Raw genomic sequence first — 13584 nt, forward strand, 5'->3', positions numbered from 1 at the left:
TATATTCAGGAACTAGAGACGAAGTACTTGCGGACCCAAAGCATGTACCCCACGAACACGACAAAGCTCAGGCTGAATATCAAGGGCAGATTCATCCGATCGATCATTCCGGATTGCTCAATAATTTTTAACTGTTCCTTGGGCAGATTCATTTCCTTGTAAAAGTCCATCATGCCGATGCGGGAAAAGGTAATGATGCCAGAAACGCCTAAAGTCACGTATGCAATCAGCACCGTCCACCAGGCCGCAATCTTTAACTTATACGTTGCCCAGGCCAGATAAACGGAAAGTAAAGAAAAGACCAGCATCACCAAACCACCTGACACCCCCTTCAAAAGGATTCCAAAGAACGGTGTCACAAAACCGTAGCTCGCCGAATAGAAGATCGATAAGGAGCTGTATCCCAGAAACAAACTCATCGCCAGCACTGGCAGCGGACACTTGTCGGTCCAGCGAACATGAGGGTCTTTCATCTCGCACGTCGCTTTCACATGCTTACTCTGATAGAACAGAACAAAAATTCCAGGCAGAAAAAGATACATGCAACTGATCGTTCCCGTCATCACCACCTGCATAAACAGGAGCATCTCAGGTGGAATCTTCTGATCCTGAGCTGCCATGTTGAACAGGTTCGGCATCCAAACGACGATCATGATCATCGCCAGAATGCCGATGACGAGCCACATCCACGCCAGTACTAATGTGAGTGCTCTCGCCCAACGACGGGCAAGAAATGAACCGACTCCCAACCAGATTAACAACACCGCCAACAGGGCATAAATTCCAATTGCTGGAACCAGCGTCTGTGTGTCCAGTTGGGGATTGACATCAGGGGCGACAGCCAGCGATAGCAACATCAATGGAATCATCAAGGCACAGCAGCCCCCCATGAAAATTTGCAGCAACCCAAAAATGATCAGCCCGGTACTTCGATCCTTGAACGGTGGACTATCGGTTGATTGATTGTCGACACTTGAGGAGCCTCCAGCACTGGTTGACTGCGCTGACTGTGCGGGAAGTTCGTTACTGACAGGATCGGGCTTTGTTGGTTCATCTGCCTGCGAAGCATCATCTATTTCGTTGTCATTCATGGCGATTCCAGATCTGCAGTAACTGATTGATTATTTGAAGAACAGCTATCACAGATAATACTGCAACAGTTTCTTACATGTCAGGGTACTCATCAGCGTAACAAATAAATGCAGTGTATCAAGAAAATAACGAAAGGCCCTAGTAAAGCACCATGAGAACTAACCAGTCATTGTAAACCATCTGATCTTCTATCAACGAGTGATGATTCAGAATATCGTGCTAACCATTGGTCAATGAATTCAACGGCATTGGCAACACCATCTTCGCTTCGAATCCGCTGACCGATTTGATCGGCTTTCTCAATCATGGCAGTATCTGTGGTGACTTGTCGAATCGCTGTGCTTAATTTTTCGACTGTCAGTTTCTTTTGAGGCAGGGGAGTGGGACCCACACCCAGATTTTCAATAATGCTGCCCCAAAAAGGTTGATCGCCAAAGAAAGGACAAAGGATCGAAGGCCGCCCGGCACGAAGCCCCGCGGCTGTCGTTCCACATCCCCCATGATGCACCACGGCTGCCACTTGGGGAAACAACCAGTCGTGCGGTGCAAAATTGAGCTTAAAAATGGTCTCCGGTAATTCGATTTGATCCAGATCAAGACCGCCCCAGCCGCGCGCTAAGATTGCACGTGCTCCCGTTGTTTTCACGGCTTCGACGATAATTTTCGTCAGACGCAGAGGGTCCTGCCCAAAGATACTACCAAAGCCAAAATAGATTGGTGACGCACCGTTTGCCAGAAACTCCTGAAGTTCTGCCGGAGGCTCCCAATCGTCGATCTGGTTCAGGAACCAGTATCCGGACACTCTTGCGTTCTCAGGCCAGTCTGAAGGACGGGGAATCACAGATTCGCTAAACGCGTACAGAGCGGGCGCTGGCTGACCGTCTGACTGGTTTAAAAAATCAATTCCCTGCTTGCGGGGCATGTTATTCTCTTTGCGCCATGCAGAAATATGTTTTCGCATTCCCCACCAGGTTGCTTTGTTGATCAGTCTATGAGTGAACCGGTTATACCACCGCCCCAGCTTCCACCGCGGCAGCCCCATCGCGGGGAAGTCGCCAGTGACAGCAAATAGAGGCAAATAGAATCCAATGATACTGGGCACATTCAATCGTTCAGCAAAATCGGGAGCACACAGTGCTTTCGGATGATAGAGAACGAGATCAGGGTGAACGGCTTGCGTTGCTTGCCAGGAGTCATCAATCTGACGACGCTGCATAGGCCCAACGGTGGGAATGATTTTGATCGCCGTGCGTATTGCTTCCCACAGGTTCCCCGTATTTTCCATCGCAATCTTACCGTCATCTGAATGCATGAACTTGATCAGGTCATCATTCATAAACGCATAATCTAATCCATGTGCAGTGACAAAGGACTCAAAATAGGCACAGGTGCAAACAGTAACGGAATGACCGGAGGCCTTGAGCCCTTTACCCAGGGCGACATAAGGCTGCACATCCCCCTGCGTACCGACGGTAATGATCAATATATTCATATCAACTAATGGATGCCTCACATTGATTGGCAGTTAGTGACTCAGTGATTCGCAAAAAACGCGTACGGCAGCATTGAAGGCTAATGGATTCTCCAGAAAAACAAAATGGCTGCCCCCCTTGTCAGCATCAATCATTGTCACTTCTCCGGCGGGAATTCGGGAGGCAATCCAGGGCATTACATCCGGCCCCAGATGACTGCCTTTCCCACCGATACAAAGGGTGGGCAGGGTAATTCGTGGCAGGAGATCGCGAAAGTCAGCATAACTCACACTGAGCAGTAACTGGGCTGCATACGATCGTGGAAATTTTAAACTGTCCCGTGTCACATTTGCCAGTTCTGATTCTGGATAGGCAGAGGTAAACATGCTAGCCAGAAACTCGGCTGACTTTGCTTCTCCCTCTGGTCCACCAATGATCGCCGCTTGCTCTAACATTTCATCACCGCCAACCGAAGCACCATAATTACGACACTCCGTCTCGGACCACTCAGAGCGCTTGATACGGGCAATCATCTGATCACAAAGGACTAAGCCACGCAGACCGTCTTCACCAAAAAGATCAATGTAATTCCAGATCACGGCACAACCTGCTGAGTGTCCCAGCAAAATTACGTTCTGCAAGTCGAGCGTTTCAACAAACTCCCGCACATCCATCGCCAGGCGTGAAAGACGATAACCGTGGTCTGGTTTCGCAGATTCCCCATGCCCACGATAATCGAGGGCCAGACAACGAAACCCATTACTCAAATCATCCAGTTGCTTATGAAATTGCGCCGCCGACTGCGACCATCCCGACAACAGCACCAACGTCGGCCCTGTGCCCGCTTCGAGATAGTGCAACTCAACACCGTCCGATGTAGTGAAATGTCCAGAATCGATTTCCGACATCTTACGAATTCTCCCTCCGATGTTCTGGAATACCTATACCTGTTGAGCTGCTTTCAGAAAGTATTTTTTCCAAGTGACTGCTTCACAACTCTCAGGATCTTCAAACAGCGCATATCCTTTTTTGGTACGGCCCTTCGCAAAATATTTGAGCGGCTTCGCTTTACCTTCAGCAATCAGGTCTTCTGCTTCCTGCTCAGGTAATTTAAACGCCAGACCCATCGGCGACCACGAAGCACAAATCGTTCCATCGGCATACAGGGCAGCACCACTGAAGAAATGCTTGACTTCTAAAGAATACGTAACTTCGTCCTCGATCTTCAATTTAGTAATGAGGTCAGATAATTTATTGAAATATTCTTTCGCCATATTTTTAACAATTTTACTGCTTTACTTTGAATGAAATATTAAAACAGTATTACTTGCCGTCCTAATTCACATTTGCTTGTAGAATACTCATTATTATCAGGATTTTCTCATGTCTGAATTGATCGTCAACCTTGTGTCATTCAGTTCAGAGCATCATAACAAAGTAAGGGAGCTTGGCTATTGTTACACCTTTATTCAGAACTGAAATGAAAACCGATTTAAACTTGTCACGAGCAATTTCATTAACTGTGAATCATCAACCGTCGTCCCAATTCGGAGCTGACCGAGTATTGTTTTTCCGCAGGCAAATGTCGCTTCAAACTTTGACCACCTGTTTTTCTCATTTGATTTAACTTGAAGACAAGCGGCGTCAAGTCTTCTATCTTCACAATCCAATCATCCACAAATTCTCGAATGATATGCCTGCTTAAACCAACTTGAACACTAAAGTAAGGCAGAGCAGCACCACGTTGACTACGTTCCGTATCCCATTGAATGTGCACATGAGCCGCTTTGAATTCGTACTCCCACTCTGCCCCTGAAGCATAAACGCTTTTTTCAGGTGAGGTCAAAACTCCCAACGACAAAGCTTTTTCCCAACCGGTGCGTATTATATGCACAGCCAATATTCGATTCTGACCTGACTTTTTCCCCCAATTACTGCGATGCATCAACCACAAAAAAGAGGGCTTAATCCAAGTCATTCTATTAAACGAAAAGGGCGCAACAAATCTCTGTTGTTTCAGCGCAGGGTCCGCAATTTGTGAAGAGTACGCTTGATACATGACAATCGTTTCACGATCATAATTTGCTCGAATCTCATATAATTCCGCCATAATTACAACTCCTGGAATTTGCAATCTCTCAGTCTTTACTCAGGTAAACTTTGGCTCAACTCCACTTTGCGACCATCCGGATCTTGAATTACCAGAATCTTTTGTTGTTGAAATTCATAGGTTGATATGACTTCGATCTTCACACGATCTAATAATACACTGAGTTTACTCGTTAACTCGAATCGAAATCCCAACCGCGTCTGATCACTCTGTATGCCTTGTTTCAGGGGATATAATTCAAATACCAGTCCGTCTAATTCTGCAACATAATGCATAGGCCCCGATCCATGTTGTTCTTTTTCAAAGGAAAATCCTAACTGCTCATAAAAGGCTTTACTGACGTCTAGATCACGGCAACGTAAAACAAGCAAGTTAAGTTTAATTTCCATAACGCTTCCTGATAATAGAATGTGATTGACGTAAGCAAAGACACAGTAGTCAGTCTGACGTTCGCTGAATTTTAAGCAATGGATACTAAAGAGTCATACTCTTCGATGTGCTTGCCATTGTATCCGTCGGGCAACAACTATCTTCTACGTCGCCGCGGTTTCCCATCAACGGCTTCACTCGCCAACCGATACAGCTTAAATCCTGCGTAACCCAGCCAGACACAGCAACCAAGGAAGATCCAAACCGCTAGTTTTCTCGAGTATCCCTTGATGCGAGACGAATTTTCGACACCAGAAAAGTATTGGATTGTTACCTTGGGACCCGGAATCGGCGCGCTAATAGGGATATCGTCACGTTCGCTATGATGATTTCCGTCTTTATCGGTAAATGTATATTCTACCGCGAGAACTTTTTTCCGGTGACGGCGAAAGCGACGTCCTGATGATACTTCAGTCGTATATGTTCTGGTCACATCCGCTTCCGTGGTCGTACTCCACACAGCGTATTTCAGTTCCTGATAGGAAAAGAATCCCGAAACAAGAAATACTACGACGGCAATCAGTAACCATTTCAGTTTTGACAGTTCTTCTTCTTCGTCCATGCTAATCAATTTCTTCAGATCGCGTTTTGGTGTGTTTCGTTCGGCGGGAGAGATTCTTACGAATTCTGGCCTCATCACTAGGTTTTTCAGGAAATAATAATTTCTGAATTCCATATCGAGCAGATATGCAATCGACTCGATATGGGCAATAAGGTAAGCCTCTCTGATTTAATTGAACAGGTCCTAAAGAATGATTCTCAAAAAAACATTTGATTCTCAGAACTTTGGGCTCACAATAGCTATTCAATTCCTTCGGGAATACTAACCCGACCCAACATTCCACAATGGTTTTTACTCATGCACATAGGATTAATCACTACGTATTCGGGAGAAAAACGACTGTGGCAAACGGTGCCGTCGTCATCCACTCAGCTAAAGGTAGAAAACTCATCGCGGATAATGTGAATAAAATCAGAAAAATTCGATTTTTAGAACTCATGTTCGGTCACTTCTAATGGTTCATGTCGAAATTGCTCCTCTACTCTACGCTGGATTTCATCCGTACGAATTCGCGAGCGGTAAAACCAAAGTGTCAAAAATACGATCACCGCATTAATACTGCCACAGAGGAAGCCCCCTTGTAAACCGCCAATTGCCAAACCCCCAATAATAAATGCAACCACAAAGAGCATCACATCCAGTAATCCCGATCGAAAAACTTTTTTTATTTCCTGTTTGGTAGACTCATAATTATCGTACTTATAAATAGCATAAAAGAAAGTAATCAAGGTCCCCTCGCATACTCCTAACAAGATAGATACTGGAATCCATTTTTCATGACTCGTAATGAGCGACAGAGTGTATCCCACTGCCGCACCTGTAAGAATTCCAACAATCGCTCCCAATCCACTCAAGATGGGAACTTTCCAGTGACATGGAGGGGCATTACGGGGGATTCCTGAAAGCGTAAGAAAAGAATACCAATGGTCCAGCATTTCAGTTGAATGGCCGCAAGCAATGCGTTTTTCAGGCGTCAGAATGACGATTCCCTGACGCAATCCAGTCAGCATACAAAGTTCGTCATCGAAGGTACTACCAAGAAACCAGTTACATTCTGACAACGGTACTTCTTGTACTTTCTGAATTGTTTGAATGACAAGTTGCTTTTTATTGACTAATACCGTTCGTGGGAGGTTTGCGCGAAGAAAAGGCATTCCAATCAGTGCCTTCAGAAGAAGTAGTACTATGCAACCACTACTGAAAAAAGTAAAAACAAAAATAAACTCTGCAAGATCAGCTTTCCCAGCAAAAACGAACAGCAAATATAGCACAAGAAATAACAGAAACAGAAAGTTTAAAAGCATCCTGCCATAATTCATGACGTAACGAAGAACACTTACGTCATATTTAGCAACCACATCTACAAGACGACCACCATCGATCACAAAGTGATAAAACTCGGGTGAAACGTCCTCGACACATTTGCGACAATAGAGATGATCATCCCATAGTTTAATTGCATCACCGGAAATGGGATCAGAACAGTAATGACAGCGATCCGATTCGATCAAACAAACCTCCTGTTGGACTGTTTTGAATAGATTTACCCGATAAGTAAAACAGTGGTTCGAGTTGTCAGAAAAAAAGTTAACTGTTTTTACCGTTCGATCTCGCTCAATTCAATAAGTTGACGCTGTACCAACCCTGTTACTTCAGTATCGCCCTGAAGTTCTCTATTCTCAATCCATGACCGGCAACACCAGGCCACGATGACTCCTAACACTCCATTAATACCACCACAGATAAGGGCAGGCAAAGGACCAGCAAAAATACACACTTTGACCCCAATGATCAGGAAGGCACCACCAAGAAAACCGGGATGTAATCTTTTATGAGCCGCTTTTGCTCCATAGGAAGTATAATAAGCATAATTAAACGCCGTACCAAATCCATCGAAAGTACCAAGGAACTGCATCGCGAACGGCCAAAGGGGATCATTCGTAAAGAGTGCAACAATATGCCCCACACACCATCCTGCTAGAAAACCTATCAATGTTCCTGCAATAGAAATCAATAAGATGCGCAATGCATCCCAATACGACTTTCGCCGAACCCCCGCCAGTATCAGAAAGGCTCCCCAATATTTCAACATTTCAGGTGAATGGCCACAGCTTATGAAGGCCCCAGAATGATTGATCGTAATTCCCTTCTGAAGTCCCGTGAAATAGGTAAGCCCATCTCGATCAATCCCGCCGAATTTCCACTTACACTCAGCCAGCGGGAATCGAATTTCGTCCTGTGGTCTGATCACCAACAACTGACCAGATTCTACAGTCACTGTTCGGGGCAGAGAACGACGATGGCTCGCGAGTAACAATTTAAGAAATATGTAACCAAGGACAAAACCACCACAGAAAAAGGAACATCCAATTAAAAGATCAATCTTGGCATTCACCTTATCCATATTTGCGAGCACCAGAAACGGTAACATAAAGATAATAAAGGCCACCGCTACTGTTTTTTTGCCCGCACCTTTGAAATATTTCTTGAGGCTGATATCAGACTTTTCGACTGTCTCTTCGAGCCGACCACCGTTAGTTACAAATTCAAAAAGCTCGGGCGAAACGTCTTTCACACATTTGCGACAATAGACACGATCATCCCACAACGTCACTGCTTCGCCAGAGACGGGGTCAGCACAATACGGACAGTAGGCGGGTTTGTTCAAACGAACGCCTCCTGACATGCTGTTCTTTACTGAAGTCATTGCTATTTACGATTATAGAAATATCTTAATGCAAAACATTACTTTCCATAAAAACTAATCGCCGCCTATTTCCTCTTCCTGCGTTTCAACCTCCTTCGCTTCCGTCACGTGCTCGCTTGAGGGGTTCACTATGCGGTCCATCTCGACCATCATTCCAACGATCCCGCCAGAACCTGCACCTGTACTTCCTTCATGGTCATACAGGTCCTTCACACACCGGACAAGAATTAAGGGTATCAACAATAAGAACAAGACGAGTACCACAATCATGATCAGATCGAATGGCTGCATAAGTTGACTCCCTGGCCATTTGACAAATGAGATTAGATCATCAGCCACTGACTTCCGATTCGCGAATCTCCTGCTGTTTCCGGTTGCAATAACGAATGGCAACGGGCAGCCCAATTCCGTACGGAATCCAGAGCAAGTGCTTATAAGACACTGGCAAGAGAAACATCAGTGCAATAAACGTTAAGATGATCGTCCACAAGATCACAGACATCTGGATCATCAACGATTTTTCCCGCGGACCATTCGTATTTTTAATACTGAACCAGGTGCCGATTGCACCGCCCATAAAGCCAATGACCGTGCCACCAATACCGCCAATCAAGCCAATTGTTGCAGGATCCATTGTGTGTGTCCTCCACTGAATATCATTTGAAATTCTCAAACAACCGGATCGCGATCCAAATCCGAATAGGGATAATGGCCCGCCTTTTTTAATCGTTTAATCAAGCTGTTACCACCTTTTTTTCGAGCATAGTTCATCTCTCTCCGAAATACCTCAATCACGACCATCATACCAAAAGAATTCAGCTCACTATCAGAAAACGAACCATAGCGATCAAAGATCAAACATTTCCCCCCGATTTCTTCCATATCCTCTGGAAATTCGCAGGTTTCAGCAGGATTTAACGTCGCCTGTGCACTGTAGGGGGCAACCACATTCAGGATAGCTTTGAGATGATGATGTATTTGCCCGAAACTGGTGCTCTTATCAAGCGCCTCTTCAAAAGAAAATTTCTCTCTAGTAAACATCACAAGTTCATAACAGTCAAAAAAATCATTCCTGGAACCTTTTCCAGGCAGAGTTGACAACTCTTTGGTAGCAATCCCCACTCCTTCAATTCCATTTGGATAATAATACCCATGGAGCGCACCTCCCACCGCATAGGGAATCAAAGAATGCATCACCATGTCATGCTCTTTGCCCAATACATGTTCCATCAGATTGCTTTTCTCTTCATACCACTGCTCAGCAGCAGCTTCATCAGATGTTTCGCGTGAGAAAATTCTCTTAATCCAGTTCCACATCGTTACATTTCCAATGCTGGCTAAACTGACTCGTTCTCTTTCGATGACATTTTCTGATCGAACTGTTTTGGTCGTGTCACACGTTGATAAACATAGATAAAGCCTAAAGCACAATAATTGGCAAGATGAATTTCAGAGCGTCCCTGTGGCGCGGAGTTTTTCTTAACAACACAAGTCCCTGCAAAACGGTCGGTCAGCGACTGGCGATCTTCATCAACAGCAGACCACATTAGATCGTAGATATAATTAAACGACATAAAAGTGCTGAGCAAAAGACGATATGTCATTCGAAATACAGAAGGCTTATTTCCTCTAAGATTGACAATCTTCGAATTGGTCACCCAATAACCAACTGTCCGAATTCTTGAAGCTCTGACAACAGTCAGATAACCCCAAACACAAAATAACCAGATCCAAATGGGAGTCTCACTCACATAATCACCTGTCAGCAAGTCATGGACTATCGTGATCAATGCCTGTAATAAAATTAACACAGTTACATCAACCATAAAAATGATAATCCGGCGCATGATCCCAATATAATCATCGGAGGTAAAGTAGACACCTTCACCCAAAGATCGATCATGTTGATATTCGGGCATGCAAATTGATCCTCTAAAAAGCAAATTATCTGTCAAAACCAGATCACTTCGACCAGAAACATACATCTCAATAGAGTACATGCCATCAGGCTAATGTGCAAACTCATAATAAGCCTCTGATTACCGTTCCTACTTGACTTCACACTCATACCGGCTTCTAATAAATTTTGTTTAAGCGCTATATGCATACGAAAGAAGGACCGACGAAATGGAACAGCAAACCTATTCTTCTATAAAAAATTACTTCTTGGGGATTGCCTCCTTTTTATTCTATTTCATCAGCCCACTCATTTCAGAAGCCATCGAGAATCAGTCGACAGAGGTAAAAGCAAAACAAAACGCCAGTGTCTTACTTACACAAAGCCTCGATCGCGCGAAACAACTCGCACACAAAACGACAATCTACCGAGACACGTACGGCGTACCACACGTCACAGGGCCAACCGATGCCAGTGTGGTCTTTGGTTTTACCTATGCTCGTGCGGAAGACGAGTTTCAAAAAATCCAAAAAAGCCTGCTCAGCGGAATGGGACGTTCCGCAGAATTAATCGGACCAGGCGGATTTCCGATTGATCGTCTGATGCGCATCAACGAAGTTCCGAAGCACGCAAAGGCCGAATTCGCAGCCACTGACGATGAATTCAAAACTATTCTGATCGCCTATGCCGATGCGCTCAATTACTACGTCGCGAATCACCCCGAAGAGCAACCTGTACTCATAAGGCGGTTCGAACCGTGGCATCTGCTGGCAGCCAGTCGAACCATGAATCTCGCTTTATTGACAAAGAGTCCAGAATACCGGCACCTGTTAAAAGTGATGAAACAACAGGCAGACTCGAAAAAGAACAAAACCAAATTGCCAGAACCAAAACCAAAGGAGGAACAAGATGGCTCAAACATGTGGGCCATCGGTCCCAATCGCAGTGCCACCGGAAACGCAATGCTGCTGATCAATCCTCATATCCCGCTCAACGAAGTCTATGAAGGGCATCTGAACAGCGAAACCGGTTTGAATATTTCAGGTGGTTTCGCATACGGTAGCTTCCTGTTTCCCTTTGCTGGGCACAACGAAAAACTGGGATGGAGTCTGACGGTCAACTACCCGGATATCGTGGATGTCTATGTGGAATCATTTAATCATCCCCAGAATCCCTTAAAGTATCGTTTTAACGACCAATGGCTGACAGCGGAGACCTGGAAAGAGACGATTAAAATCAAGCAAACCAATGGAACATTGATCGAACAGGAGATCACCTGTTTAAAAACTCATCATGGACCTGTCTTGATTCTTTCTGACAAGAAAGGCTATGCGATTCGCACGGCAATGATTCGTGAGGGAGGCATGCCACAGCAATTCTATCAAATGGCAAAAGCCAAAAACCGCAATGAATTCCAGGCAGCGGTTTCAAAACGCGCGCTGGTCTTTCACAACATCATGTATGCCGACGTTGAAGGAAACACGTGGTACGTCTACAACTCGGCAACGCCCCGACGCGATCCAACAATCGATTGGACCAAACCAGTCCCCGGTAACACATCTGCAACAGAATGGGCGGGCTACCACGCACTGCATGAACTACCACAGGTTCTGAATCCGCCATGTGGCTGGATGCAGAACTGTAATTCATCTCCGTTCACGACATGTACAATGAAAGAAAGTCCGCAGCGTAAGAAATACCCTCGCTATTTAGGCCATCGAGATCAGGACAACAACCGAGTCAAAATCTCAAAGAAGATCTTGTCCGGGAATGACAAATTTACTTTTGACACATGGTCTGACGCCGCCTGGGACACTCACGTAAATGAAGCTACCACCTGGATTTTAGGCATGTCGAAAGCTCTCTCATCCATCGAAAGTGAAACCACAAACCAGCGACATTCTCAACTGGCGAAATCCGTCAAACCATTAGTCGACGAACTCAAGTCTTGGGACCAGCAATGTAAACAAGATTCTGTAGCGTCAACACTGTTTCATTTATGGTATGAAAAAATGGGACGAAGAATTCAACGAACCAAACCAAACGACATCGCAACGCTTGAAGTGTTCAATGGAGTAAAACAAGATTTAGAAAACAAGTTTGGTGATTGGCGTATTGAATATGGCGAAGTGTTTCGGCATCAGCGCCCCGACAGAGCAGGGCAGTTGGCTGGCGATACAGGAAAGAGTTTTCCTCTTGCCGGAGGTCACCCTCGAGTCGGAATGGTTTTTACGCATCTGTCGCGTGAAATTCCCGGTTCAAAAAAGAGATATGGTTTTCACGGCCATTCCTACGTCAGCGTGATCGAATTTGATCCTGATGGAATTCGGTCCAGATCGATTGTGCCTTTTGGACAAAGCACAAATCCAAAGTCACCTCATTATCTGGATCAGGCACCGCTCTATGCAAACGGTCAATTCAAACCGGCCTGGTTTACGATGGACGAAGTTCGCAAGAACACCAGCGGGTCTTATCATCCGGGAGAATAGCCGGTTCAGCAATGCGTCTCTATTTCAAATATGACTCATCATCCCAACAACCATTGCATCGCATCAGAAAATTCGGCTTCCCAACACTTTGGATCGTGCCCTCCTGCAAAGAGATGATAGTGCACTACGTCTCCTTGCGCCTTTAGTGTATCGGCGAATCTTTTCACAGCGGAAATCTGATCGACATCTTGTACTAAGCCAGTCGGAGGATGAATGATTCCCGAATCTGTTTCCTGATCACCCACACTAATCCAAAATTTGCCACTCGTTGTAGAACGACTCTGTAAATCATTCTTCAACCACTCGTTGTTCCACCACAGAGATCCAGACTGACAAAGTGTGAATAAAAAGACCTCAGGTGTAGTCAGAGCAATATACGCCGCCTGCAGTCCACTCAAACTCAGCCCACCGATCAAACAATCTTGCCTGGAAATTCCTGCATTCCGACTTTGAATCCACTCAATCAGGTCTTCGGTAATGAAACGCGCATAACGATCATTGCAGGTAAAGTCGTAATGACGCGTTTCGCCATCCACATAAGAAACAAACAAGCAAGCCACGGGAGGAATTAAGCCTTCGCGTTGTAGCACAGTCAATTTATCCGGTACGTCCATTTGATTGACATAATATTCGCCATCCAGAAAAAGGCAAATTTTTTCAGGAGACTGCTCGGCAGGTAAGTACCACACTCGGCGTGTGTATTCACTGCAAGAACTCGTCAGAGTGTGTTCTTCTAAATTCATCATTAAGTGCATCTCTTATTTATAGAAGATGTTTTCGTCAGTCTGAACTTCAAAACCTGACAACCTCTAGACTTCACGCCTGA

General features: G+C 45.1%; 16 protein-coding genes. 1 reads left to right on the forward strand and 15 read right to left on the reverse strand.

What is annotated here, in order from left to right; genetic code table 11:
- Nucleotides 1–5 precede the first annotated feature (5 nt).
- The 14 genes from V144x_RS17880 to V144x_RS17940 form a co-directional block, all read right to left on the reverse strand.
- Nucleotides 6–1091 carry a hypothetical protein gene (locus V144x_RS17880; RefSeq protein WP_144986698.1) on the reverse strand — a complete coding sequence of 362 codons (1086 nt, stop codon included), beginning with the start codon at nt 1089–1091 and terminating at the stop codon, nt 6–8.
- A gap of 167 nt (nt 1092–1258) precedes the next feature.
- Nucleotides 1259–2584, reverse strand: coding sequence for a glycosyltransferase (locus V144x_RS17885; RefSeq protein WP_144986700.1), 1326 nt, complete (start codon nt 2582–2584; stop codon nt 1259–1261).
- Between the two features lie 33 nt (nt 2585–2617).
- Nucleotides 2618–3472: an alpha/beta fold hydrolase gene (locus V144x_RS17890; protein ID WP_144986702.1), complete on the reverse strand. Its 855-nt coding sequence runs from the start codon at nt 3470–3472 to the stop codon at nt 2618–2620.
- Nucleotides 3473–3505: 33 nt separating this feature from the next.
- Nucleotides 3506–3838 (reverse strand): TfoX/Sxy family protein, encoded by a 333-nt coding sequence (locus tag V144x_RS17895; protein ID WP_144986704.1) that lies wholly within the window; start codon nt 3836–3838, stop codon nt 3506–3508.
- A gap of 242 nt (nt 3839–4080) precedes the next feature.
- Entirely contained in the window at nt 4081–4674 is a 594-nt protein-coding gene (locus V144x_RS17900) for a DUF4291 domain-containing protein (RefSeq protein WP_144986706.1), read from the reverse strand.
- 35 nt (nt 4675–4709) lie between these two features.
- On the reverse strand, nt 4710–5063 hold the full coding sequence (locus tag V144x_RS17905; RefSeq protein WP_144986708.1) for a VOC family protein: 354 nt from the start codon (nt 5061–5063) through the stop codon (nt 4710–4712).
- 137 nt (nt 5064–5200) lie between these two features.
- Nucleotides 5201–5740, reverse strand: a complete 540-nt coding sequence (locus V144x_RS17910) for a hypothetical protein (RefSeq protein ID WP_144986710.1) — start codon at nt 5738–5740, stop codon at nt 5201–5203.
- Nucleotides 5741–5981: 241 nt separating this feature from the next.
- Nucleotides 5982–6104 carry a hypothetical protein gene (locus tag V144x_RS28920; RefSeq protein ID WP_261343628.1) on the reverse strand — a complete coding sequence of 41 codons (123 nt, stop codon included), beginning with the start codon at nt 6102–6104 and terminating at the stop codon, nt 5982–5984.
- The gene (locus V144x_RS17915; RefSeq protein ID WP_144986712.1) at nt 6094–7176 is read right to left on the reverse strand and encodes an MFS transporter; all 1083 of its coding nucleotides are present in this window, start codon (nt 7174–7176) and stop codon (nt 6094–6096) included. The genes V144x_RS28920 and V144x_RS17915 overlap by 11 nt, the downstream gene beginning before the upstream one ends.
- Before the next feature lie 86 nt (nt 7177–7262).
- On the reverse strand, nt 7263–8351 hold the full coding sequence (locus V144x_RS17920; protein ID WP_144986714.1) for a hypothetical protein: 1089 nt from the start codon (nt 8349–8351) through the stop codon (nt 7263–7265).
- A gap of 75 nt (nt 8352–8426) precedes the next feature.
- Nucleotides 8427–8663 (reverse strand): hypothetical protein, encoded by a 237-nt coding sequence (locus tag V144x_RS17925; RefSeq protein WP_144986716.1) that lies wholly within the window; start codon nt 8661–8663, stop codon nt 8427–8429.
- A gap of 40 nt (nt 8664–8703) precedes the next feature.
- Nucleotides 8704–9006 (reverse strand): hypothetical protein, encoded by a 303-nt coding sequence (locus V144x_RS17930; protein WP_144986718.1) that lies wholly within the window; start codon nt 9004–9006, stop codon nt 8704–8706.
- Between the two features lie 35 nt (nt 9007–9041).
- Complete coding sequence (locus tag V144x_RS17935) at nt 9042–9689, reverse strand: suppressor of fused domain protein (protein WP_144986720.1); 648 nt, start codon at nt 9687–9689, stop codon at nt 9042–9044.
- A 20-nt stretch (nt 9690–9709) separates the two neighbouring features.
- Nucleotides 9710–10291 carry an RDD family protein gene (locus V144x_RS17940; RefSeq protein ID WP_197998494.1) on the reverse strand — a complete coding sequence of 194 codons (582 nt, stop codon included), beginning with the start codon at nt 10289–10291 and terminating at the stop codon, nt 9710–9712.
- 208 nt (nt 10292–10499) lie between these two features.
- On the opposite strand from V144x_RS17940, the gene V144x_RS17945 reads away from it, so the two are divergent.
- Nucleotides 10500–12758: a penicillin acylase family protein gene (locus V144x_RS17945; RefSeq protein ID WP_144986724.1), complete on the forward strand. Its 2259-nt coding sequence runs from the start codon at nt 10500–10502 to the stop codon at nt 12756–12758.
- 38 nt (nt 12759–12796) lie between these two features.
- On the opposite strand, the gene V144x_RS17950 is transcribed toward V144x_RS17945, so the two are convergent.
- Complete coding sequence (locus V144x_RS17950) at nt 12797–13504, reverse strand: alpha/beta hydrolase (protein ID WP_197998495.1); 708 nt, start codon at nt 13502–13504, stop codon at nt 12797–12799.
- Between the last annotated feature and the right edge of the window lie 80 nt (nt 13505–13584).

The organism is Gimesia aquarii (assembly GCF_007748195.1).
GTDB lineage: Bacteria > Planctomycetota > Planctomycetia > Planctomycetales > Planctomycetaceae > Gimesia > Gimesia aquarii.